Below are 21,319 nucleotides of genomic sequence, written 5' to 3'. Positions count from 1 at the left end.
CCGGCCAAGGCAAATGGAAAGGGCGCTCCTGCGTGGGGGCGCCCTTTTTGTTGGGGGTTAAAGGTGCCTCCGGCGGGCAAAGGGCGGGGGCCCTTTGCAATCCCATTATGGGGTGGCGTATTGTTTGCCAGGGAGCGCTTTGTGCCATGGTTTGACAGCCTGCGGCGCGGTGAGCCTGTGCGAAAAGCGCCGCAGGCTTTACAAATCAAACGATGCGTCCAACACCCAAGGCCGAACCCGACACGCACCAAAGACAGTATCGGGATTGCAAAGGGCCCCCGCCCTTTGCCCGCCGGAGGCACCTAAACCCCTCCCAAACCTTACTGATAAATGCAATCATCCTGATCATTGCGCCGCACCACGCCGGACCGCTTGGCGATGGTGTTGCCATGGCGGCGGGTAAATCCGGTGGCGCCCACTACGGCGCGCTTCTTGGGGCTGGGCAGGGCGGCGGCGATGCGGGCGGCTTCGATCTGGGTCAGGTTGGCGGCGGAGTGGCGGAAATAACGCTGGGCGCCTGCTTCGACGCCATAGGTGCCGATGCCGGTTTCGGCCACGTTGAGATAGACTTCCATGATCCGCCGTTTGGGCCACAGGTTCTCGATCAGCACGGTGAACCATGCCTCCAGCCCCTTGCGGATATAGCGGGTGATGCCGCTGCCCTGCCATAGGAAGGTGTTTTTGGCGGTCTGCTGGCTGATGGTCGATCCGCCGCGCAATTTGCTGCCATCGCCCGCCAGATTGCGTTCCAGCGCATATTCGATGCCTGCGCCGTCAAAGCCGTGGTGGACGCAAAAGCGCGAGTCCTCGCCTGCGATGACCGCGTCCACCATTTTGCGGTCGATGCGCGAGAGGGGCGTCCATGATTTGCTGAACCCGTTGTGGTCGAACAGCATGGTCAGTGTGACGGGCGGCGGCACCACGCGATAGATCAGCGTGATGCCTACCGACAGGCCGACAAACCACAAGATTGCCATGGCCAGATACCAGCCGAGGCGGAAACGGGAACTACGGTTTGGCCCGGGGCGGGCAAAGAAGCGTGCCATGGCGGCAATCTAGCGAGGGAAGGGGGAGGCTGACAAGCGCCGCTTCAGGCGATCCCCAGTTGCGGCAGCCAGTGGCCGATGGCGGCGAATTTGGCCAGCACCAGAATACCCCCCAGCGCCGCGCCCACGGCAATGCTCTTGGCATCGGTAATGGCAAAGGCCACCGGATCGCTGTCCACCTGGCCCCGGCGCCCCATCATCCAGATGCGGTTGAGCCAATAGAGCAGCGGCAGCGGCAGCAGCCAGAGCAATTGCGGCGTGGCATAGGCCCCGGTCTTGCCCATCGCCTCGGCAAACAGGACCATGACGAGGATCGAGACCATGCCCGCAGCCAGCCCGCTGATCGCGACGATTTCGGTGTCGGAACGGGTGTAGCCGCGCCCGGAGAGCAATTCGTCGGGCTCACGCGCGCTGCTGCGCAATTCGACATAGCGCTTGAGATAGCCAAGGCTGAGGAAGAAGAAGACAGAGAAGAGCAGCAGCCAGGACGAAACCGGCACAGCAATCGCCGCCGCGCCCGCGATGATGCGGATCGTATAAAGGCAGGCGAGCGTCAGCACATCAGCGATCATCGCCGCCTTCAACCGCATCGAATAGGCCAGCGTCAGCGCGAAATAGGTCGCCATGGCCGAGAAGCTGGGCAGGCCCAATTGCCATGCCAGCGCCAGCCCCGCGCCTGCAAAACCGACGCAGGCCACCAGCGCCTGCGGGATGGGCAGCGCGCCGCTGGCCAGCGGGCGGTGGCGCTTCTTGGCATGAGCGCGGTCGCTCTCGATATCGAGCAGGTCGTTGAGCAGATAGACCGAGGAGGCGATCAGGCTCATCGCGGCAAAGGCGAGGCAAGATTGGGCGATGGCATGGGCATTGGCCAGCAGGCCTGAGGAGGCCAGCGGCACAAAGACCAGCGCGTTCTTTGCCCATTGATGCGGGCGTGCGGCTTTCACCAGCGCGCGCAGACGGCTGCGCGCCGGGGCGAGGCGTTCCTCATGCGTCATGCGGGTGGGCGCCTCGACGGTATAGGCCACGCGGGCTTCGCGCCAGATGCGGCGGTCGGCCCCGCAATCCCCAACGTAATCGAAGGGCTGGTTGCCCAGCGATGCGCGGATCGCGGTCAGCTTGGCGCTGCCCTTGGCGTTGCGGCGGGCACCGCTGGCGATCACCTCGTCAAACAGGCCCAGATGGGCGGCCACGCGGCGCGCATTGCGCCAATGGGCCGCGCTGGCCAGCACCACGCGGCGGCGCTGGCGGCGGGCATGGGCGATCAGCTCCAGCACCTCGGGGCGATAGGTGAGCGAGGCCGGATCGACTGGTGCGCGCCGCGCCAGCAGGGTCTTGAGGCGCGCGCGCCCCCGGATCATCGTCCAGAGCAGGACGAACAGGGCCATGAAACCGCGCTTGGCCTCGGTCACGCAGGCTTCCATCGCGACGTCGCCCGAAATCAGCGTGCGGTCCAGATCGACCACCAGAGGGGTTTCATCAGTGATGCGTTCATGCAGCATGGGCGCTCTCCCTGCGGGCCAGACGATTGGTGACGATTTCCGCCAGCGCCGCCGATGCCATCACGATCAGCAAGGGCATGACCGGATCGCGATAGCGGTCGATGATATAGGCGAGGCCATGCAGCGCCCAGAAACCGGCGATGGCGCCCATCAGTACGATCTGACGTGGGCGGCCGATCCCCGGCAGCAGCAGGCAGAGCCCGGCCAGCGTGAGGAAGAGCAGATATTGGACGACCTCGAACAGGCGGACATAGGTGACAGCGGGCGAAAGGGCGAAATCATTCGAATCCGGCAGATTGGGTGCCCAGAAGGCGGCCAGCTTGACCGAGCCGAGGCGGACGACTTCGGCGGGATTATGCGCCATCCAGTCGCGCGCCATCGCACCCAGCGCTGCGCTGGCGCCCGCCTCGCCAAGGCTGTCGCGCATGGCGTGCCATTGCGGGCCGATGGGCGTGGCGGCGATGGAAACGAAGCGTCCGGTGGCCGCAGGATTATTGCCGATATAGAGGTTGAAGCCGGTGTTGGTGGAAAGCGTGGGGCGGCCCAGCATGATCTGCGTGGCCATCGCCCATGGGGCCAGCACCAGCGCGGCGGCCGCGCCCACGCTCAGCGCCGGGGCCACCGCGCGCCGCACCGAACCACCCAGCGCCAGCGCGAGCAAAGGCGCCGCGATCAGCGGCAGCGCCGAAGTGCCCGCCAGCATCGCTGCGCCCCATACCGCGCCCACCGCCGCCGCCAGCCCAAGGCTGGAGGGCGAGCGCAGCAGGCGCAGCGCCAGCCACACCACCGCCACCAGCAGCGGCGTCGAGAGATTTTCGCGCGCCAGCATCGTGCAGTTCCAGATCCCCGGCAGCCACAGCGCATAGCCCAGCAGCGCCATCTTGCGCCCAAGATCGCCAAGCCCCGCTTCGCGCGCCAGCAGAACGATCAGCCCGCCCGTCACCAGCGCCAGCGCCAGATTGACACCAAAGGCCACCTGCGCCGAAGCACCCAGCAGCGCGAAGAAGGGCGCCAGCACCAGCGGATAGCCGATGGAGTAAAACGCATGCTGGCCCAGATTGTCGACCGGCCATCCGCCATCGGCCATCGTCTGGGCCAGGGTGAAATAGGCCAGACCATCGCTCTGCAACGGCTGGGGCAGGGCAAAATGCGCAGCCAGCCGGATCGTCAGCGCGAGCAGCAGCAGCGAATTGATCGACAGCGCGGGCGCGCGCTCCGGGGCGGGGGTGGCGACCATTATGCGATGCTCCTTGAAACGCAGACGCAGCCCAGCGCGATCAGCAAGGTGCCCGCGATGCGGATCGGGCTGATGCTCTCGCCCAGCGCCAGCACGCCCAGCGCCATGGTCAGGATGAAGCCGAGGCCGACAAAGGGATAGGCCGCGCTGAGCGGCAGGCGGGCCAGCACATAGAGCCAAAGGATTGCCCCCAGCCCATAGAGGCCAAAGCCCGCGATCACCCATGGCGATTGCAGGAAAGCGATGCCGGCGCCCGCGCCATCGGTCACGCGCGCTTGTCCCACGCCCATTTTGAGCAGCAGTTGCGCGATGGCCGACATGGCCACGCTGGTCAGGATCAGCATCAAAAGGGCCGGTTGCATCGATTCCTCCTTCGGTCATCGCCCGTATCGCGCGAAAGAGGAGAGGCCGATAGCGCGGTAACCACCCCTGTGCCGGAATGAGACGAAGCGCGGCGGAAGGTTAAGATGAGACATGTGCCGGTTTTAAGAATTTGCCTAAATTTATGACTCGCGCTGCATCCCAATGCGCACAGGCACGCCGCCAGCGCGCGCGCTTGATCGGGATCAAAGAGAGTCGATCAATTGTAAGTGATGCACACGAAGGTCAGGCCGACCCATCGGGGTGGCAGGCCGAATGATCTGGAGAGGCCATTATGTCTGGACCGCAAAATGCAAGCGAGCCAATTCCGGGCACCCATCTGTTCGATGGCAATGCCGCGGCCAAGGGCTTTGAGCTGAACGCCATGTGCTATTCCTTCAACGATGCCGCCAATCGCCAGGCATTCCTTGATGACGAGGAAGCCTATTGCGCCAAATTCCACCTGACGCCGCAGCAGCGCAAGGCCGTGGCCGAGCGCAGCGTGCTGGGCATGATCGCGGCGGGGGGCAATATCTACTACCTGGCCAAGCTGGCCGGGATTTTCGGCCTGAACGTGCAGGATGTCGGCTCGATGCAGACCGGGGTTTCGGTTGATAATTTCAAGGCCATGCTGCTCGCACAGGGCGCAGGCCAGACCTATGACGAGGCGCATGACGCCATGATCGAAAAGGAGAAGGTCCATGGCTGAAATCGTAGGCGCTTATTTCACCAGCCATGTGCCCGCCATCGGTGGGGCGATCCACAAGGGGCTGCAACAGGAACCCTATTGGAAGCCTTTCTTTGACGGCTATCAGAAAGTCCACGAATGGCTGGCGCAGGTGAAGCCCGATGTCGCCATCGTGTTCAACAACGATCACGGCCTCAACTTCTTCCTCGACAAGATGCCGACCTTTGCCGTGGGCGCGGCGGCCGAATATCACAATGCCGACGAAGGCTGGGGCCTGCCGCTGTATAAGCCCTTTGCCGGGCATACCGAGCTGAGCTGGCATATCATCAATTCTCTGGTCGAGGATGAGTTCGACATCACCACTTGTCAGAAGATGCTGGTCGATCATGCGCTCTCGATTCCCTTTGAGCTGGCATGGCCCGATGTTTCGGCATGGCCGGTCAAGATCGTGCCCTTTGCCATCAACACGGTGCAGCACCCGCTGCCCTCGGCCAAGCGCTGTCTGGCGCTGGGGCAGGCGGTGAACAAGGCGCTGCAGAGCTGGACCGGGGACGAGCGGATCGTCATCATCGGCACGGGCGGCCTGTCGCACCAGTTGGATGGCGAACGCGCCGGCTATATCAACCGCGAGTATGACCAGTTCTGCATGGACAATCTCTCGGTCGATCCGGCCGCGCTGACGCGGGATTCGGTGCATGAGATGGTGCGCAAGGCCGGGACGCAGGGCGTGGAAGTGCTCAACTGGATTGCCGCGCGCGGGGCCTTGGGCGTGGAGGCGGCGACCGAAATTCATCGCAATTACCACATCCCGATTTCGAACACGGCGGCCGCCACCATGTTGATGGAACCGGCCTGAAATCAAGCCTCTGGCGTAAACCCTGCCCTCTTGACCCGCCGCCATCGGCGGGACAGGGTGGCGGGGTCGCTTGCTTTCAATTGTTAGCTTTTCTCCCCTTGACCGCACCGGCAAAAACCGTAAGCATTGCATACAGTCGAGACGCCGAAAAATATCGGCGCCGAAGGAGAGGTTATGCAAGCGCAAGCAAAGTCAGGGGCGAAGAGCGCCTTGTGGTTGGGTGGTCTGCTGGCCGGGGCCGCCGTGCTGGCCTATGCCGGCGGCGCGACCGGGGCCGGAAAGGCCAAGCTGGCTGTTAACGCCGCTGCCATTGAGCGCGCGGGCGAAAAGGGCGACAACTGGCTCAGCCATGGCCGCACCTATGACGAACAGCGCTTCAGCCCGCTGACGCAGATCAACAAGGACAATGTGAATCAGCTTGGGCTGGCATGGTATGCCGACCTTGACACCACGCGCGGGCAGGAAGCCACGCCGCTGGTGATCGACGGGGTGATTTACACCACGACGGCTTGGTCCAAGGCCAAGGCCTATGATGCGTTGACCGGCAAGCTGATCTGGGAATATGACCCCAAGGTGCCGGGCGAAACCGGCGTCAAGGCATGCTGCGACGTGGTCAATCGCGGCATGGGCGCATGGGGCGACAAGCTGTTCTATGGCACGCTGGACGGGCGCCTGATCGCGCTGGACCGCACCACGGGGCGCGTGCTGTGGTCGACGGTGACGGTGGATCGCACCAAGCCCTATACGATCACCGGCGCGCCGCGTGTCATCAATGGCGTGGTCGTCATCGGCAATGGCGGCGCTGAAATGGGCGTGCGAGGCTATGTTGCGGGCTATGACGTCAACACCGGCAAGCAGCTCTGGAAATTCTACACGGTCCCGGACCAGCCGGGCAAGAACAAGGCCGAATATCTCAAGCGCGCCGAGGCGACGTGGAAGGGCCAGTGGTGGAAGCTGGGCGGCGGCGGCACCGTGTGGGATTCGATGGCCTATGACCCGGCGCTCGACCTGCTCTATATAGGTGTGGGCAATGGCAGCCCGTGGAATCAGTCCTATCGCTCGCCGGGCGGCGGGGATAATCTCTATCTCTCCTCAATCGTCGCTGTACGGCCCAAGACCGGCCAATATGTCTGGCATTTCCAGGAAACACCCGGCGAGACATGGGATTTCACCGCCAGCCAGCATATCGTTCTGGCCGATCTGATGATCGATGGGCGGATGCGCAAGGTCTTGATGCATGCGCCCAAGAACGGCTTCTTCTATGTGGTGGACCGCCAGACGGGGCAGTTCATCAAGGGCAAGAATTTCGTGCCGGTGAACTGGGCCACGGGCCTCGATCCCAAGACCGGGCGCCCGATCGAAAATCCGGAGGCGCGGTTTGACAAGACGGGCAAGCCTTTTGTCTCGATGCCGGGCGCGGGCGGCGCGCATAGCTGGCAACCGATGGCCTATGATCCGCGACAGAAGCTGATGTTTATCCCGGCCAACATCGCCGCCTTTCCCTATGTGCCCGAGGCGGGGTGGAAATCGGCCAAATATGGTTTCAACAATGGCTTGAATCAGGGCGCCGCCGCGATGCCCGCCAACAATGACGTGCGCGAAGTGGCCAAGGCGGCCACCAAGGGTGCGCTGATCGCGTGGGACCCGGTGACCCAGACCGAGAAGTGGCGCGTGGATTATCCGGGGCCGTCGAATGGCGGCCTGCTGGCGACCGCCGGCGACCTGTTGTTCCAAGGCACGGCCAAGGGCGATTTCGTCGCCTATTCTTCGCTAGACGGCAAGAAGCTGTGGTCCTTTGACGCGCAGACCGGCGTGATTGCCGCGCCCGTCACCTTCACCGTCAAGGGGCAGCAATATGTCGCCGTGATGGCGGGCTGGGGCGGGATCTGGCCGCTGGCCACCGGGGTTCTGGCGTGGAAATCGGGGGCGGTGCGCAATATCAGTCGTCTGCTGGTGTTCAAGGTGGGCGGCAAGGCGCAATTGCCTGCCAAGCCCGACCCCAATTTCGGCCCGCTCGACCCTCCGGCCCAGACGGCCGCCAAGGCAGTGATCGAAAAGGGCGCCTATACGTTCGGGCGTTTCTGCGGCGTGTGCCATGGCGATGCGGCGGTGAGCGGGGGTGTCTTGCCCGACCTGCGCCACAGTGCGACGCTGGGCAGTCCGGAGACGTGGCAGGCCATCGTGCATGACGGCGCCCTCAAGGCCAATGGCATGATCGGCTGGTCGGCGCAGTTGAGCCGCGAGGAGATCGACGCGGTGCGCCATTACGTCATCGCCCGCGCCCATGAGGATAAGGCATTAGGTGAGAAATAATCGCGATGGGCCGAGCCGGAAGCGGCTTGGCAGATTGCTATAAGATGTTACATTTTGGACAAGTGCGGGGCGGGCATAAAGCTTCAGCCCGCACGCCAGAGAGGATCAAGCCGATGAACGAGATGACCACGCTCTCCTATCAGCAACATGCCTATTCGGCGGCGGCGCAAAAGTCGCTGTCGCGCAAGCCCGCGCTGTTCATCAACGGCGAATGGGTGGCCTCCAGCCATGGCGAACTGATCGACGTTGAGGACCCTTCCTCGGGCAAGGTCGTCAGCCAGATCGTGGACGCCAGCGTGGCCGACACCGACCGGGCCGTTGCCGCTGCGCGCGCCGCCTTTGACGATGGGCGCTGGAGCGGTCTGCCGCCCATCGCGCGTGAAAAGATCATGCTGCGTCTGGCCGATCTGATCGAGGCCCATGCCGAGGAATTTGCCGAACTGGAAGCTATCGACAATGGCAAGCCCAAGGGCATGGCCGCCGCCGTGGACGTGCCCGGTGCGGTCAGTCACATCCGCTATATGGCCGGGTTTGCCGCCAAGGTGGGCGGCGAGACGACCCCGCCCTACACGCTGCCCGCGGGCGCCTTCTTTACCTATACGGTCAAAGAGCCGGTTGGCGTCTGCGCCCAGATCGTGCCGTGGAACTTTCCGCTGCTGATGGCCTGCCTCAAGGTCGGTCCGGCGCTGGCGGCGGGCTGCACGATCATCCTCAAGCCTGCCGAGCAGACCTCGCTCACCGCGCTGCGTCTGGCCGATCTGATTGCCGAGGCGGGTATTCCGGCCGGCGTGGTCAATGTCATCACGGGCTATGGCCATGTTTCGGGCGATCGTTTGGTCAAGCATCCGGACGTGGACAAGGTGGCCTTCACCGGCTCGACCGAAATCGGCAAGCTTATCAACAAGAACGCCACCGATACGTTGAAGCATGTCACGCTGGAGCTGGGCGGGAAATCGCCGGTGGTGGTCATGCCGGACGTGGATGTGGCCGAGGCGGCGCCGGGGGCGGCGGGCGCGATCTTCTTCAATTCGGGGCAGGTTTGCGTGGCCGGTTCGCGGCTCTATGCCCATCGCTCGGTGTTTGATCAGGTCGTTGAGGGCATCGCCAATACCGCGCCTTTCTGGGCGCCGCGCCCCTCGCTGGACCCCGCCGCGCATATGGGGCCGCTGGTCTCGCAGGAGCAGTTCGACCGCGTGATGGGCTATATCGAGGCGGGCAAGCGCGATGGCGCCAGCGTGGCCATGGGCGGCGATGCGCCCAGCGCGGACGGTTACTATGTGAACCCCACGGTGCTGGTGAATGTGAACCCGCAGATGAGTGTGGTCCGCGAGGAAATCTTTGGCCCCGTCGTCGTGGCTCAGCGGTTCGACGACCTCGACGAAGTGGTCAAGGAAGCCAACAACACCCAGTTCGGTCTGGCCGCCAGCGTGTGGACTAAGGACGCCTCGACGCTGCACAAGCTGGCCAGCAAGATCAAGGCCGGGACCGTGTGGGGCAATTGCCACGCCATGATCGACGTGGCGCTGCCCTTTGGCGGATATAAGGAAAGCGGCGTGGGCCGCGAGCAGGGTCGGGCGGGGATCGAGGCTTATCTCGAAACCAAGTCGGTGATTGTGAAGCTGTAAGGGGTTGTCCTTGGTCGGCTGGGGGCGTGATGCCCATGGTTTGTAAAGCCTGAGGCGCGGCGAAGTAGCGTCAAAAAGCGCCGCAGGCTTTCAAATTCTAACGTCGCGTCCGACACGCAAGGCCGAACCCTTTACGCAACGCAGACAGTAACGGGAGCGCGAGGGTCCAGACCCTCGCATTCTTCCCTTAAAACCTTGGACGTCAAATCATGCCCATCGACCTCACCAAAATCCGCGCCATCGATGTGCATGTTCATGCCGAGGTTTCGTGCCACGATCCGGAAGACCCGGTGATGGGCCAGTTTTTCGATGCGGCCAGCGCCTATTTCAAGGCCCCGCGTGAACGGCCCAAGATGCCTGAGATCGTCGAGCTTTACCGCGAGGCGCAGATTGCCTTTTGCCTCTTCACCGTGGATTGCGAGAGCCATATCGGCGCCAAGCGCGTTTCCAATTTCGAGATCGCCGAATTTGCCGCCAAGCATGATGACATCTGCATCCCCTTTGCCAGCATCGACCCGCATAAGGGCAAGATGGGCGCACGAGAGGCGCGCGATCTGGTCGAGAATTGCGGCGTTAAGGGTTTCAAATTCCATCATATAATGCAGGGTTGCAATCCCGGCGATCAGGTGGGTTATCCGATTTACGAGATCATCAACCACTACAAGCTGCCCGCGATTTTCCACACCGGCCACTCGGGCATGGGCACGGGGATGCGCGGCGGCGGGGGCGTGCGGCTGAAATATGGTCAGCCGATGCTGGTGGATGATGTGGCGGTGGATTTCCCCGACATGAAGATCATTCTGGCCCATCCAAGCTGGCCATGGGTGGATGAGAGCCTGTCGATGGCGCTGCATAAAACCAATGTTTACATCGACCTGTCGGGCTGGAGCCCGAAATATTTCGCCCCCCAGATCATCCAGTATGCGAACACGCAACTGCGCAAGAAGATGCTGTTCGGCAGCGATTTTCCGCTGATCCACCCCGACAAGTGGCTGGACGCGGCGCGCGGCGTGGGTTTCCGCGAGGAGATTCTGCCCGGCATCATGAAGGACAATGCGGCGCGCCTGCTCGGGCTGACCTGAGAGGAAGACGCCGGAGAAGGAGAGAGCGATGGCGTTGAAATATTACCATGCCGAACCGGCGGCCAATTCCCTGAAATCCATGATCCCCCTGATCGAAAAGGGGCTGGATTGGGAAAGCGTCTATGTCGATCTGCACAAGTTTGAACAGCACCAGCCGTGGTTCACCGCCATCAACCCCGAGGGACAGGTGCCGGTGCTGGATCATGACGGCGCGATCATCACCCACACCACGGTCATCAACGAATATCTCGAAGACGCCTTTCCCGACGATCAGCCGGAGAGTGGCCCCTTGCGCCCGCGCGATCCGGTGGACGCGGCGCGGATGCGTTATTGGAACAAGTTCGTCGACGAGCATGTGATGAATTTCGTCTCGATGCACGGCTGGCACCGGATGGTGGGCATCATCGCGCGCAACATCGAATCAGGCGAGTTTGAAAAGCTGCTGGCCAGCATTCCCTTGCCCGATCAACGCAAGAAATGGGCCACCGCGCGCAGCGGTTTTTCCGAGGCCGATCTGGCCAATGCCACGGCCAAGATCGAATATGCCGTGGACAAAGTCGAGCGCCAGTTGGGCGAAACGTCATGGCTGGCAGGCGATGCCTATACGCTGGCGGACATCAATTTCTACAGCCATTGCGGGATGATGGTAGAGCGCATGTTTCCCGATATGAAGATTGTGAAGCGCTGTCCCCGGTTGGTCGAATGGCGCGACCGGATGACGGCCCGCCCTGCGGTTGCTCGCGCTCTGGCGGGCGAGGATCGCACCGCGCCGGGTCTGCGCACGTGGACGGGGCACGCCCGATAATCGGATAGATGCTGCGCGGCAAAACCCGCGTAGAGGTCGTTTGTATCACGCACAATTTAGTTTGTGTAGCTTACAAAATTTGCTATGCCATAGGGGCAATAGCAAACAAACCTTTGAGGAGAGAGGAACCACCATGGCCGCTCAAAATCTTGAACAGGTGCTGGCTGGCACCGAGAATATCGTTGACATGCTGCGCAATTCGCAGCTTGGCGCCTATGTCTATCCCGTTGTCGCGCCGGAATTTTCCAACTGGCGCAGCGAACAGTGGGCATGGCAGCACAGCGCCGTGCTGTTCGATCAGTCGCACCACATGGTGAACCTGTATATCCGTGGCAAGGACGCGCTCAAGCTGCTGTCCGACACGATGATCAACAGCACCAAGGGCTGGACGGTCAACAAGGCCAAGCAGTACGTTCCGACCACGCCCTATGGCCATGTGATCGGCGACGGCATCATCTTCTGGGAAGAAGAGCAGAGCTTCACCTATGTCGGCCGCGCGCCTGCCTCGAACTGGCTGCGCTATCACGCCGCGACCGGCGGCTATGACGTCGAAATCGAGCTGGACGACCGTTCGCCGATGCGCCCGATGGGCAAGCCCGTCAGCCGTAAGGAATGGCGCTTCCAGATTCAGGGCCCCAACGCCTGGGCCGTGATCGAAAAGCTGCATGGCGGCCCGCTGGAGCAGCTCAAGTTCTTCAACATGTCCACCATGAACATCGCGGGCAAGACCGTGCGCACGCTGCGCCACGGCATGTCGGGCGCGCCGGGCCTTGAAATCTGGGGGCCCTATGCCGAGCAGGAAGAAATCCGCGCGGCCATCCTCGAAGCGGGCAAGGAATTCGGCCTGATCGCTTGCGGCAGCCGCGCCTATCCGTCGAACACGCTGGAATCGGGCTGGATTCCCTCGCCGCTGCCCGCGATCTACACCGGCGAAAAGATGAAGGGTTTCCGCGAATGGCTGGCCGCCGATTCGTATGAAGCGACTGGCTCGATCGGTGGTTCGTTCGTTTCGGACAACATCGAGGACTATTACCTCAACCCGTGGGAACTGGGCTACGGCTCGTTCGTGAAGTTCGACCACGAGTTCCACGGCCGCGAAGCTCTGGAAAAGCTGAACCCCGCCGAGCAGCGCAAGAAGGTTACGCTGGCATGGCACCCGGAAGACATGGCCAAGATCATGGCCTCGATGTTCAACCCGGACGGCGAAGCCTACAAGTTCTTCGACGTGCCGCTGGCCAACTATGCCTCGTCGAACTACGACCGCGTGGTTGACGCCGATGGCAAGACCGTGGGCCTCTCGATGTTCACCGGCTTCTCGTACAATGAAAAGCAGGCCCTCTCGCTTGCCACCATCGACCCCGCCATCCCCGTCGGCACCGAGCTGCACGTGGTATGGGGCGAAGAAAACGGCGGCACTCGCAAGACCACCGTCGAACCCCACAAGCAGCTGGCCGTGCGCTGCATCGTCTCGCCGGTGCCTTACAGCCGCGTGGCGCGTGAGAACTATGCTGAAGGCTGGCGCACGAGCGTTACGGCCTGATCTGGGCTTGATGCCTCCGGCGGGCAAAGGGACACGTCCCTTTGCAATCCCATGAATGGGGTTGCGTGTTGTTCGCTGGGGGGCGTCAATATGTTAAAGCCTGCGGCGCGGAGAGCTTGTGCTGGAAAGCGCCGCAGGCTTTAAATTTACAACGCAGCGTCCGTTGCGCCTCGGCTGAACCCCTGGCGCAACAGAGACCGTAACGGAAGCGCGAGGGTCTAGACCCTCGCATCCTTCCCATTCTTAAAAAACCGGAGAGCCTCCAACGATGACTGACTACGTTCTGGTGCATGGCGCATGGGCCGGCGGCTGGTCGCATCAGGGGCTTGCAGAGGATCTGCGCGCGGCGGGCCACCGGACCGTGGTGGTGGAGCTGAGCGGCCTTGGCGAAAGGCGCGAGGAATTGCACCCCGGCATCACGCTGTCCGATCACATCGACGACGTCTGCGCGGCGGTGGAAGAGGCCGGTTTCGATCGCTTCGTGCTGGTCGGCCATTCCTATGGCGGGATGGTGATTACGGGCACGGCGACGCGGCTGGGCGGGCGGATCGACACGATTGCCTATCTCGATGCTTTCCTGCCCGAGGATGGCCAGTCGCTCTGGGACATCACCAGCGAGTATGAGCATCGCCACTATATCGACACGCAGAAATTCACCCCTGGCCTTGTCGCGCCGATCATTGGCGAAATGGGGCGCAAGCTCTCGCGCCATCCCCTTCTGACGCTGCTGGAAGGCGTGCGTTTCACCGGCGAGGAAGCCAAGATCGCGCGCCGCATTTACGTGCTGGCAACCGGCTGGAAGCCTTCACCTTTCCCCAAATTCGCCGCGCGGATCAAGGACGATGCGGCATGGGAATATCACGAGGCCGATTGCGGCCATGACGTGATGAATGGCCAGCGCGAGCAGGTGGTGGGTATTTTGCTGGGCGCTTAACCGCGCGCGTTTTCTTCCTCGCTCCACCAGCGCAGATCCTGCGCCAGTCCGCTGCCGGCAACGATCCGTTCCAGCGCATCGGCCAGTCTTTCGACTGTTTCCAGCGTGGGAATTTTGCGAAACCAGCGGCGCAGGAAGGGCTTCGCCGGTTCGATGAAGCACAGGACGCCATCGGGATATTCGGGATAAAATCCGCAGCCGATCCACAATGGAAAAGCCTCATGGTGGATCTGGATCCGCCAGCCCCAGTCCTCGACATTGACCTTTTCGATCTCGAAGCCATACGCGGGCAATCGCTCGGCCAGAAAGCGGGCGATGGCCTCACCCTGCGGTGCATCCTCGGGCGGATCGGCCAGCGGGGCGGAGGAGCAGAATTCAAGGTTGGTGCGCATGGGGCAAAAAGTGACGCAATCATCTGCCTACGTCCAGCCTAATCGCCAAAGAAATTCAATTCAAACAGCACCTCATTAGGATCGCGCACAAAGATCTGGCGCAGCCCGATGGCTGCGACGAAATTACGCTGATAATCGCAAGCCGCCGCCTCCAGACGCGCGATCATCGCATCATGGCCGCTGCACCCCAGCGCCACATGATGCAGCGCTCCTGTCGGCCCCGGCGCAATATCGCGGTCATAGGCGCGCGGTGCGTCCAGACTGTTGAGATGGATCACCGCCCGCCCTGCATCATCATGCATCCATTGCCCGGTCTGCCGGGTGAGGGGAGGCGGACCATCGCGCCGCTCAAGCCCGAACACCTGTGCGTAGAAGAGGGCGGATCCTTCCAGATCCGCCGTGATGATGTTCACGTGGTCGAGCGCCAGAATCATACCGCTTTCCTTGCCGCTTCGCGCGATTCCTTATACCGCTCGCGCCGGAATTTTTCGAAGCCGATGCGTTGTTCAAACCCCGGATCGGTGGGATAGTCGCGGAAATCGGCCAGATATTCGGCAAACAATTCGGCCACTTCCTCGCGGAATTCGGGGTGGCTGAAGATATAGGTGCGGTTGTCCTCCATGCCCTCGATCACGCGGGCGGCGATCACGTCCGGCTCCATCCCGGCCTGATGCGCGCCCGCCAGCCTTTCGACGGCGGCATGATCGACCGCCTTTGCCCCCTCCATCAGCGCTGCGGGCCGCACATCGTCGCTGGCATAGATATAGGATTTGACCAGACCGGGACACAGGATCGACACGCCAATGCCATGTTTGGCAAGGCTGTAGCGCAGCGACTCCGACATGCCGCGCACCGCGAATTTGGTGGTGTTGTAAATGCCCGGCGCGCCCGAGGCCAGCCATCCGGCCATGCTGGCGGTGTTGACAATATAGCCCCCGTTGCCCGCCGCGATCATGCGCGGAACGAAGGTCATCACCCCGTTGATCACCCCATGCAGGCTCACCCCCATCACCCAGTCCCAGTCGGACCAGCTGGAATCCTCGATGGTCTGGAACAGGTTGATGCCCGCATTGTTGAACAACAGCGAGACCGGGCCAAAGCGCGCCTCGACCTCATCGGCCGCCGCCGCCATCGCCTCGCGGCTCGACACGTCCACCTGCACGCCCATCACCTCGGCATTATCCAGCGTGGCCAGTGCTGATGCGATGGATTCCTCACGAATATCGGCAATTGCCACCCGGCACCCCCGCGCCAGCAGCGCGCGCACAAGGCCCAGTCCCACGCCATTCGCGCCCCCGGTGACAAAGGCGGTGCGTCCTGCAAAATCAATCATCGCTGTTATCCTCTTGCCCGCGCAATTTTTCTTGCGTCCATGCCGATTGGGGCTTGCCAAGCGGCTCGCTATGCTTTGTATCTAACACATACAAAACATGCGCTGTAAAGAGTCAGCGCGAAATCGCCCCTCGCCAATCGGGGGCAGGCACGGGAGAGGTGCATATGGCAGTTTCTATGAGCGGGCCCGATATGGCCGCCGAACTCAATCATGGCGTGGCGTCCGAGGATGCCGCCGCGCATCACCTTGCCGTGGCCGCGCGCGATGAACCATGGCCCAGCGCGGGCGCCGCGTGGTTCGCGCTGGCCGTCATTATCTTTGCCACATTTCTCAATTTCTTCGATTCGGCGGCCTTTGGCCTCCTGATCGAACAGATCAAGACCGAGTTTGGCTTGTCGAACACCGCAATCGGCCTGCTGCAAGGGCCGGTCAATGTGGTGTTCTATATGGTGGTGATGCTGCCGCTGTCGCGCTGTTCGGATATTTTTCCGCGCAAATATGTGCTGGCCATCGGCGCGCTGCTGATCGCGCTGCTCAATGCGGCGGGCGGGTTCACCAGCACCTTCATGGCTCTCGCCTTCACCCGGATGCTGGTGGGCGCGGGCGGCGGGGCGCATGCGCCGGGGTCTTACTCGATGCTGGCCGATTTCTTTCCGCCCGAAAAGCGGCGCTGGCCCTTCGCCGTGCTGCAACTGGGCTTTATCGGGGGCAGCACGATTGGCCTCGTTATCGCGGGCAAGCTGCTCGCGCTGGCAATGAGCCTGCCGGCAACGCCTTTCATGGGCGCGACGCTCCACGGGTGGAAATATGTGCTGATGATGCTGGCGCTGCCGGGCGTTGTTGCCTGCGCGCTGCTGCTCTTCGTGAAGGAGCCGCCGCGTCGGGGCGTGATTGACGGAGGCAAGCCGCTGCCGATCCGTGCGGTCATTGCCGAGATCTGGCGCCGCCGCGCGGTCTATGGTCCGCTGTTTCTGGGGCTGGGCTTTTCCGCCGCCCATGCGATGGCCGCGCCCGCCTGGATGGTGCCGTTCTACAAGCGCACCTATGGCTGGAGCGAGGTGGAGATCGCCACGCGCGCGCCCATATTCATGCTGGCCGGACAGATCGCCGGGTTGCTGTTGGGGCCGATGCTGATCAAATTGCTGGCGCGGCGTTACCGCGACGCCAATGTGCGCGCCGTCACCATTTGTTTCAGCCTTGCCGCGCCCCTGGCGATCATCGGGCCGATGATGCCCAGCCCATGGCTGGCGCTGACCTGTTCGATGCTGGCGGGGATGCTGGGGATTGCCTCGGCGGTGCCGCAAAATCTGGTGATTCAGGAAATCACCCCCAACCAGATGCGCGGGCAGGTGACCGGCCTTTATCTGATGATGTTCACCGCCGTGGGCGCGGTAGGCCCCTTCATGATCGGCTTTTTCACCGACCATGTGTTTGGCCATGATGCTGACGTTTGGAAGTCTTTGGTGCTTTCGGGGGTTTTGCTCAGCCCTGCGGCTGCCTACATTATCAGCCGCGCGATCCGGCCTTATGCCGACGCCTTGGCTTTGCTCGACAAGGAAACCCAATGACCTATCCTGAACTCTCCATGGTGATCGGCGGCGAGAAGATCGGCATCGATCACCGCCGCACCCATGCCGTGCTGAACCCCGCAACCGGCGCGGTGATCGGGCAATTGCCGTTGGCCGACGCTGCCGATCTCGACCGCGCGCTGGCGGTGGCCGATGAGGGCTTCAAGATCTGGCGCAAGTCCACGCCGATGCAGCGCGCCGCCGTGCTGGCGGGCGCTGCGGGCCTGTTGGTCCAGCGTCAGGAGGAAATCGCCCGCGCCGCAACGCTCGAGGAAGGCAAAACCATCGCCGAAACCCGCATCGAGGTGATGATGGTGGCGGGCCTGTTCAACTTCTATGCGGGCGAGACGCAGCGCGTCTATGGCCGCACTCTGCCGCGCCCCGATGGTCAGCGTTCGACTGTGACCTATGAGCCGGTCGGCCCGGTGGCTGCTTTCGCGCCGTGGAATTTCCCTATCGCCAATCCGGGGCGCAAGCTGGGCGCGCCAATCGCGGCGGGTTGCAGCGTGATCCTGAAGCCCGCCGAGGAATCGCCCGCTTCCGCTCTGGCCGTGCTTCAGGCGCTGCTCGACGCGGGCCTGCCGCCGCAGGTGGCGCAAGTGGTGTTCGGCGTGCCCGATGAGGTCAGCCGCCATCTGCTGGCCAGCCCGGTGATCCGCAAGCTCTCCTTCACCGGCTCGACGGTGGTGGGCAAGCATCTGGCCAAGCTGGCGGCGGAAAACTGCATCCGCACGACGATGGAGCTGGGCGGGCATGGGCCGGTGCTGGTCTTTGCGGACGCGGATATTGAGCGCACGCTCGATATTGCCGTGGGCCACAAATATCGCAACGCCGGACAGGTCTGCGTCAGCCCCACGCGCTTCCTCGTCGAGGAAAGCGTGTTCGAACGCTTCCGCGATGGCTTTGCCGAGCGGGCCAAGGCGATCACCGTGGGCGATGGCATGGACGAGGGCAGCCGCATGGGGCCGATGGCCAATCCGCGCCGTCCGGAGGCCATCGAGGCCTTGGTCAAGGATGCCGTGGCGGCAGGCGCGAAATTGAACGCGGGCGGCAAGCGTATCGGCAATCAGGGCTTCTTCTTCGAACCCACCGTGATTTCCGAAGTGCCGCTCAGAGCCCGGATCATGAATGAGGAGCCGTTTGGCCCCGTCGCCATCATCAACCCGATGTCGGGCGAGGAAGCGATGATCGCGGAGGCTAACCGGCTGCCCTACGGTCTGGCCGCCTATTGCTGGACACAGGATGCCGCGCGGCAAAAGCGTCTCGCGCGCGAGCTGGAGGCCGGGATGGTGGGCATCAACACGGTGGCCATCGGCGCTTCGGATTCGCCCTTTGGCGGGGTCAAATGGTCGGGCCACGGCGCCGAGGACGGGCCGGAGGGGCTGGCCGCCTGTCTGGTCACCAAGGCCGTCCACGAAGGATAATTGCCCTTTGTCATGGCCCAGCAACAGTTGAGCAAAACAGGCGAGGTAAGCGGCGTGGCCCAGCGCCATGCTGCCCCCGCAACGGGAGGAGGCTGCGATGGCCTCCCCCTGTTTGCGAGATTTTGCCATGAAGCGTCTGTTTGCTCTGCCTTTGCTCCTTCTGGCGCCCATGGCCCATGCCGCCGAGGAGGATACCCAGACATGGGCCGCCGTGCATGGGATGGTGGGCCTCGGTGGGCGCGCTGTGGTCAATTTCGACTATCAGGCGCGGATTACGGACACCCACAGCCGCGCGGGGCAAATTCTTCTGCGTCAGGCAATCGGCTATCGCATCACCCCCAAGACCAGCGTTTTCGCTGGCTATGCCTATGTCCGCACAGACAATCTGGGGGCCAAGGTGCTGGACGAACATCGCGTGTTTCAGCAGGCCAATTTCAGCATTCTGGACGCGGGCAAGAACGGCGCAATCACCGGGCGCACCCGTTTGGAGCAGCGCTTTGTCGAAGGGTCGGGCGAGGTGGGCTGGCGGATGCGGCAACAGGTGCGCGGGGCCCTGCCCATCGGCAAGGGGTTTGCGCTGGTCGCCACGGCCGAGCCGTTCTTTGCCTTCAACAAGACCACATGGGGCCAGAAGGCGGGCTTCGACCAATTGCGCCTGTTTGGCGGACTGGCCGTGCCAGTGGCGCGCGGCTTTGCCATCGAGACCGGATATATGGGCCAATATATTGCGCGAGACGCAAAGGCCGACCGGATGAATCACATTTTCAGCCTGGCATTGACCATCAACCGATAAAAACCGCCGGGCTGTCGGGAAAGAGGAACAGCCCCACATGAGCGAACACCTTCATCCACTTCGCACCGGCGGCGAGCGCGGCTATCTGCGCATCGCCACCGAGGAAGCCTTTGCCACGCGCGAGCAGGTGGACATTTTCCTGCGCATGATCCGCGATGGAACGGCGGACAAGGGCATGGTCAGCCTCTGGGGCTTTTATGCGCAAAGCCCTTCGCCGCGCGCGACGCAGATTATGGAGCGCCTGCTGGATCTGGGCGAGCGGCGGATTGCCGATATGGACGCGACCGGGATCGACGTGGCGATCCTTGCGCTGACCAGCCCCGGTGTGCAGCCGATCCTTGATGTTGAGGAAGCCAAGGGCGTGGCGCGGCGGGCCAATGAGGCGCTTGCCGCAGCCTGCGCGAAATATCCCACCCGCTTTGTCGGCATGACGGCGGTGGCGCCGCAGGACCCGGAATGGTCAGCGCAGGAAATCCTGCGCGGCGCGCGCGAATGGGGCTTCAAGGGATGCCAGATCAACAGCCATACGCAGGGCCACTATCTGGACGAGCCGCAATTCGATCCCATCTTCCGCGCGCTGGTCGAGGTGGATCAGCCGCTTTATATCCATCCCGCCACCTTGCCTGACAGCATGATCGGGCCGGTTCTGGAGGCAGGGCTGGACGGCGCGGTGTTCGGCTTTGGCGTGGAAACCGGGATGCATTTGCTGCGCCTGATCACCACGGGCATTTTCGACCGCTATCCCACGTTGCAAATCATGGTCGGCCATATGGGCGAGGCTTTGCCCTATTGGCTCTATCGGCTGGATTACATGCATCAGGCGTGCGTGCGTTCGCAGCGCTATGAACGCCTCAAGCCGTTGAACAAGACCATTGCGGAATATATGCGTTCCAACGTCCTGATCACCAATTCGGGCATGGCATGGGAACCGGCGATCAAATTTGCCCAGGAGGTGATGGGCGAGGATCGCGTGATGTACGCTATGGACTATCCGTATCAGTACGAGGCGCGTGAAGTGGTCGATATGGACAATATGGCCATGAATTTTGCCACAAAACGCAAGTTCTTTGAGGATAACGCAAGGCGCTGGTTCAAACTGTGAGGCAGGGGCCTTGCGCCCGGCGCAAGGCCCGGTCACTGATGGCAACAGGAGCGCAGATAAAGGGGCAAGCGCAAGGGCATGGCAAAAGTCAAGGAAACGCTGGTGAAAACCACCCCGCCGGGGGAAGATGCCGACGATATTGGCGAAATTCGCGACATCGTGGGCTTTCACCTGCGCCTTGCCCACGGCGCGGTCTATCGCCACTTTACCGAGACTTTTGCCGAACTGGACCTGACGCAGAAACAGGTCTCGGTGCTGTGGCTGGTGGACGATCACCCCGGCATCGCGCAAACCGGTCTGGCCCAGCGTATGCGGATGGACCGGGCCACTACCATGGCCATCGTCAACCGGCTGGAAGCGCGCGACCTGTTGCAGCGCGGAAAGTCGGACACCGATGGGCGCAAGCAGACGCTGCACCTGACGGTTGCGGGTAAGGCGATGCTGGCCACGGCGAAAGAGGCCATCCGCGCGCATGAGGAATGGCTGAAGTCGCGATACACCGCGCGCGAGGTGGCGGTGCTGATCGAGTTGCTGACGCGGCTGCATGAATGAGGGGTTTTAAGGGAGTTTGGAGCGTGAGGGTCTAGACCCTCGCGCTCCCGTTACTGTCGGCGTTGTGCATATGGTTCGGCGTTTGGTGTCGGACGCACTGTCTGAAATTTAAAGCCTACGGCACGAACAGGGATGAGCTGGCCGCGCCGCAGGCTTTCAAGCATAGCGGC

At 62.7% G+C, this 21,319-nt stretch carries 20 protein-coding genes; 13 read left to right on the top strand and 7 right to left on the bottom strand.

Going from position 1 to position 21,319, the window contains the following annotated elements; translation table 11 throughout:
- Nucleotides 1–320: 320 nt before the first annotated feature.
- The 4 genes from mtgA to FHW96_RS17200 are packed head-to-tail and all read right to left on the bottom strand — an operon-like array spanning nucleotide 321 to nucleotide 4,144.
- A complete protein-coding gene (gene mtgA, locus FHW96_RS17215) occupies nucleotides 321–1,046 on the bottom strand; it encodes a monofunctional biosynthetic peptidoglycan transglycosylase (RefSeq protein WP_172341801.1) in 726 nt (241 codons plus the stop codon).
- A gap of 44 nt (nucleotides 1,047–1,090) precedes the next feature.
- On the bottom strand, nucleotides 1,091–2,545 hold the full coding sequence (locus FHW96_RS17210) for a UbiA family prenyltransferase (protein WP_172341800.1): 1,455 nt from the start codon (nucleotides 2,543–2,545) through the stop codon (nucleotides 1,091–1,093).
- Nucleotides 2,535–3,782 (bottom strand): hypothetical protein, encoded by a 1,248-nt coding sequence (locus tag FHW96_RS17205; RefSeq protein ID WP_172341799.1) that lies wholly within the window; start codon nucleotides 3,780–3,782, stop codon nucleotides 2,535–2,537. The genes FHW96_RS17210 and FHW96_RS17205 overlap by 11 nt, the downstream gene beginning before the upstream one ends.
- Nucleotides 3,782–4,144 carry an EamA family transporter gene (locus FHW96_RS17200; RefSeq protein ID WP_172341798.1) on the bottom strand — a complete coding sequence of 121 codons (363 nt, stop codon included), beginning with the start codon at nucleotides 4,142–4,144 and terminating at the stop codon, nucleotides 3,782–3,784. The genes FHW96_RS17205 and FHW96_RS17200 overlap by 1 nt, the downstream gene beginning before the upstream one ends.
- A gap of 293 nt (nucleotides 4,145–4,437) precedes the next feature.
- Here FHW96_RS17200 and FHW96_RS17195 point away from each other — a divergent pair, with 293 nt between their 5' ends.
- The 8 genes from FHW96_RS17195 (at nucleotide 4,438) to FHW96_RS17160 (ending at nucleotide 13,985) form a co-directional block, all read left to right on the top strand.
- Complete coding sequence (locus tag FHW96_RS17195; RefSeq protein ID WP_172341797.1) at nucleotides 4,438–4,851, top strand: protocatechuate 4,5-dioxygenase subunit alpha; 414 nt, start codon at nucleotides 4,438–4,440, stop codon at nucleotides 4,849–4,851.
- The gene (locus FHW96_RS17190) at nucleotides 4,844–5,686 is read left to right on the top strand and encodes a class III extradiol dioxygenase family protein (protein ID WP_172341796.1); all 843 of its coding nucleotides are present in this window, start codon (nucleotides 4,844–4,846) and stop codon (nucleotides 5,684–5,686) included. Before FHW96_RS17195 ends, FHW96_RS17190 begins: the two co-directional genes overlap by 8 nt.
- Before the next feature lie 174 nt (nucleotides 5,687–5,860).
- Nucleotides 5,861–7,999 carry a PQQ-dependent dehydrogenase, methanol/ethanol family gene (locus FHW96_RS17185; protein WP_172341795.1) on the top strand — a complete coding sequence of 713 codons (2,139 nt, stop codon included), beginning with the start codon at nucleotides 5,861–5,863 and terminating at the stop codon, nucleotides 7,997–7,999.
- Between the two features lie 113 nt (nucleotides 8,000–8,112).
- Entirely contained in the window at nucleotides 8,113–9,624 is a 1,512-nt protein-coding gene (locus tag FHW96_RS17180; RefSeq protein WP_172341794.1) for an aldehyde dehydrogenase family protein, read from the top strand.
- Between the two features lie 209 nt (nucleotides 9,625–9,833).
- Nucleotides 9,834–10,706, top strand: coding sequence for an amidohydrolase family protein (locus FHW96_RS17175; protein WP_172341793.1), 873 nt, complete (start codon nucleotides 9,834–9,836; stop codon nucleotides 10,704–10,706).
- 28 nt (nucleotides 10,707–10,734) lie between these two features.
- A complete protein-coding gene (locus FHW96_RS17170; RefSeq protein ID WP_172341792.1) occupies nucleotides 10,735–11,511 on the top strand; it encodes a glutathione S-transferase family protein in 777 nt (258 codons plus the stop codon).
- 133 nt (nucleotides 11,512–11,644) lie between these two features.
- Nucleotides 11,645–13,051 carry an aminomethyl transferase family protein gene (locus tag FHW96_RS17165; RefSeq protein WP_172341791.1) on the top strand — a complete coding sequence of 469 codons (1,407 nt, stop codon included), beginning with the start codon at nucleotides 11,645–11,647 and terminating at the stop codon, nucleotides 13,049–13,051.
- A 268-nt stretch (nucleotides 13,052–13,319) separates the two neighbouring features.
- A complete protein-coding gene (locus tag FHW96_RS17160; protein WP_172341790.1) occupies nucleotides 13,320–13,985 on the top strand; it encodes an alpha/beta fold hydrolase in 666 nt (221 codons plus the stop codon).
- On the opposite strand, the gene FHW96_RS17155 is transcribed toward FHW96_RS17160, so the two are convergent.
- Genes FHW96_RS17155 through FHW96_RS17145 form a run of 3 tightly spaced genes read right to left on the bottom strand, consistent with a single transcriptional unit; the run spans nucleotide 13,982 to nucleotide 15,710 of the window.
- Nucleotides 13,982–14,377 (bottom strand): hypothetical protein, encoded by a 396-nt coding sequence (locus FHW96_RS17155; RefSeq protein WP_172341789.1) that lies wholly within the window; start codon nucleotides 14,375–14,377, stop codon nucleotides 13,982–13,984. The two genes, FHW96_RS17160 and FHW96_RS17155, sit on opposite strands and share 4 nt — an antisense overlap.
- Nucleotides 14,378–14,415: 38 nt before the next feature.
- Nucleotides 14,416–14,811 carry a VOC family protein gene (locus FHW96_RS17150; protein ID WP_172341788.1) on the bottom strand — a complete coding sequence of 132 codons (396 nt, stop codon included), beginning with the start codon at nucleotides 14,809–14,811 and terminating at the stop codon, nucleotides 14,416–14,418.
- Nucleotides 14,808–15,710: an SDR family NAD(P)-dependent oxidoreductase gene (locus tag FHW96_RS17145; protein WP_172341787.1), complete on the bottom strand. Its 903-nt coding sequence runs from the start codon at nucleotides 15,708–15,710 to the stop codon at nucleotides 14,808–14,810. The genes FHW96_RS17150 and FHW96_RS17145 overlap by 4 nt, the downstream gene beginning before the upstream one ends.
- A gap of 164 nt (nucleotides 15,711–15,874) precedes the next feature.
- Here FHW96_RS17145 and FHW96_RS17140 point away from each other — a divergent pair, with 164 nt between their 5' ends.
- The 5 genes from FHW96_RS17140 (at nucleotide 15,875) to FHW96_RS17120 (ending at nucleotide 21,149) form a co-directional block, all read left to right on the top strand.
- The gene (locus FHW96_RS17140) at nucleotides 15,875–17,278 is read left to right on the top strand and encodes an MFS transporter (RefSeq protein ID WP_172341786.1); all 1,404 of its coding nucleotides are present in this window, start codon (nucleotides 15,875–15,877) and stop codon (nucleotides 17,276–17,278) included.
- Nucleotides 17,275–18,702 (top strand): NAD-dependent succinate-semialdehyde dehydrogenase, encoded by a 1,428-nt coding sequence (locus FHW96_RS17135; protein WP_172341785.1) that lies wholly within the window; start codon nucleotides 17,275–17,277, stop codon nucleotides 18,700–18,702. Before FHW96_RS17140 ends, FHW96_RS17135 begins: the two co-directional genes overlap by 4 nt.
- A gap of 127 nt (nucleotides 18,703–18,829) precedes the next feature.
- Nucleotides 18,830–19,495 (top strand): DUF2490 domain-containing protein, encoded by a 666-nt coding sequence (locus tag FHW96_RS17130; RefSeq protein ID WP_172341784.1) that lies wholly within the window; start codon nucleotides 18,830–18,832, stop codon nucleotides 19,493–19,495.
- 37 nt (nucleotides 19,496–19,532) lie between these two features.
- Nucleotides 19,533–20,597, top strand: coding sequence for an amidohydrolase family protein (locus FHW96_RS17125; protein ID WP_172341783.1), 1,065 nt, complete (start codon nucleotides 19,533–19,535; stop codon nucleotides 20,595–20,597).
- A gap of 78 nt (nucleotides 20,598–20,675) precedes the next feature.
- Nucleotides 20,676–21,149 carry a MarR family winged helix-turn-helix transcriptional regulator gene (locus FHW96_RS17120; RefSeq protein WP_168605003.1) on the top strand — a complete coding sequence of 158 codons (474 nt, stop codon included), beginning with the start codon at nucleotides 20,676–20,678 and terminating at the stop codon, nucleotides 21,147–21,149.
- The last annotated feature ends 170 nt before the right edge of the window (nucleotides 21,150–21,319 follow it).

Origin of the sequence: Novosphingobium sp. SG751A (assembly GCF_013149295.1) — a bacterium.
In the GTDB taxonomy this organism is placed as follows: domain Bacteria; phylum Pseudomonadota; class Alphaproteobacteria; order Sphingomonadales; family Sphingomonadaceae; genus Novosphingobium.
Note: the sequence above shows the minus strand (reverse complement) of the source record. Positions and strands in the feature narration are given on the sequence as shown.

Coding starts and splice junctions, on each gene's coding strand:
- FHW96_RS17210 (WP_172341800.1), bottom strand. CDS start 2,545: ATGCTGCATGAACGCATCACTGATGAAACCCCTCTGGTGGTCGATCTG.
- FHW96_RS17180 (WP_172341794.1), top strand. CDS start 8,113: ATGAACGAGATGACCACGCTCTCCTATCAGCAACATGCCTATTCGGCG.
- FHW96_RS17190 (WP_172341796.1), top strand. CDS start 4,844: ATGGCTGAAATCGTAGGCGCTTATTTCACCAGCCATGTGCCCGCCATC.
- FHW96_RS17195 (WP_172341797.1), top strand. CDS start 4,438: ATGTCTGGACCGCAAAATGCAAGCGAGCCAATTCCGGGCACCCATCTG.
- FHW96_RS17120 (WP_168605003.1), top strand. CDS start 20,676: ATGGCAAAAGTCAAGGAAACGCTGGTGAAAACCACCCCGCCGGGGGAA.
- FHW96_RS17125 (WP_172341783.1), top strand. CDS start 19,533: ATGAGCGAACACCTTCATCCACTTCGCACCGGCGGCGAGCGCGGCTAT.
- FHW96_RS17135 (WP_172341785.1), top strand. CDS start 17,275: ATGACCTATCCTGAACTCTCCATGGTGATCGGCGGCGAGAAGATCGGC.
- FHW96_RS17170 (WP_172341792.1), top strand. CDS start 10,735: ATGGCGTTGAAATATTACCATGCCGAACCGGCGGCCAATTCCCTGAAA.
- FHW96_RS17130 (WP_172341784.1), top strand. CDS start 18,830: ATGAAGCGTCTGTTTGCTCTGCCTTTGCTCCTTCTGGCGCCCATGGCC.
- FHW96_RS17175 (WP_172341793.1), top strand. CDS start 9,834: ATGCCCATCGACCTCACCAAAATCCGCGCCATCGATGTGCATGTTCAT.
- FHW96_RS17200 (WP_172341798.1), bottom strand. CDS start 4,144: ATGCAACCGGCCCTTTTGATGCTGATCCTGACCAGCGTGGCCATGTCG.
- FHW96_RS17150 (WP_172341788.1), bottom strand. CDS start 14,811: ATGATTCTGGCGCTCGACCACGTGAACATCATCACGGCGGATCTGGAA.
- FHW96_RS17165 (WP_172341791.1), top strand. CDS start 11,645: ATGGCCGCTCAAAATCTTGAACAGGTGCTGGCTGGCACCGAGAATATC.
- mtgA (WP_172341801.1), bottom strand. CDS start 1,046: ATGGCACGCTTCTTTGCCCGCCCCGGGCCAAACCGTAGTTCCCGTTTC.
- FHW96_RS17185 (WP_172341795.1), top strand. CDS start 5,861: ATGCAAGCGCAAGCAAAGTCAGGGGCGAAGAGCGCCTTGTGGTTGGGT.
- FHW96_RS17145 (WP_172341787.1), bottom strand. CDS start 15,710: ATGATTGATTTTGCAGGACGCACCGCCTTTGTCACCGGGGGCGCGAAT.
- FHW96_RS17160 (WP_172341790.1), top strand. CDS start 13,320: ATGACTGACTACGTTCTGGTGCATGGCGCATGGGCCGGCGGCTGGTCG.
- FHW96_RS17205 (WP_172341799.1), bottom strand. CDS start 3,782: ATGGTCGCCACCCCCGCCCCGGAGCGCGCGCCCGCGCTGTCGATCAAT.
- FHW96_RS17155 (WP_172341789.1), bottom strand. CDS start 14,377: ATGCGCACCAACCTTGAATTCTGCTCCTCCGCCCCGCTGGCCGATCCG.
- FHW96_RS17140 (WP_172341786.1), top strand. CDS start 15,875: ATGGCAGTTTCTATGAGCGGGCCCGATATGGCCGCCGAACTCAATCAT.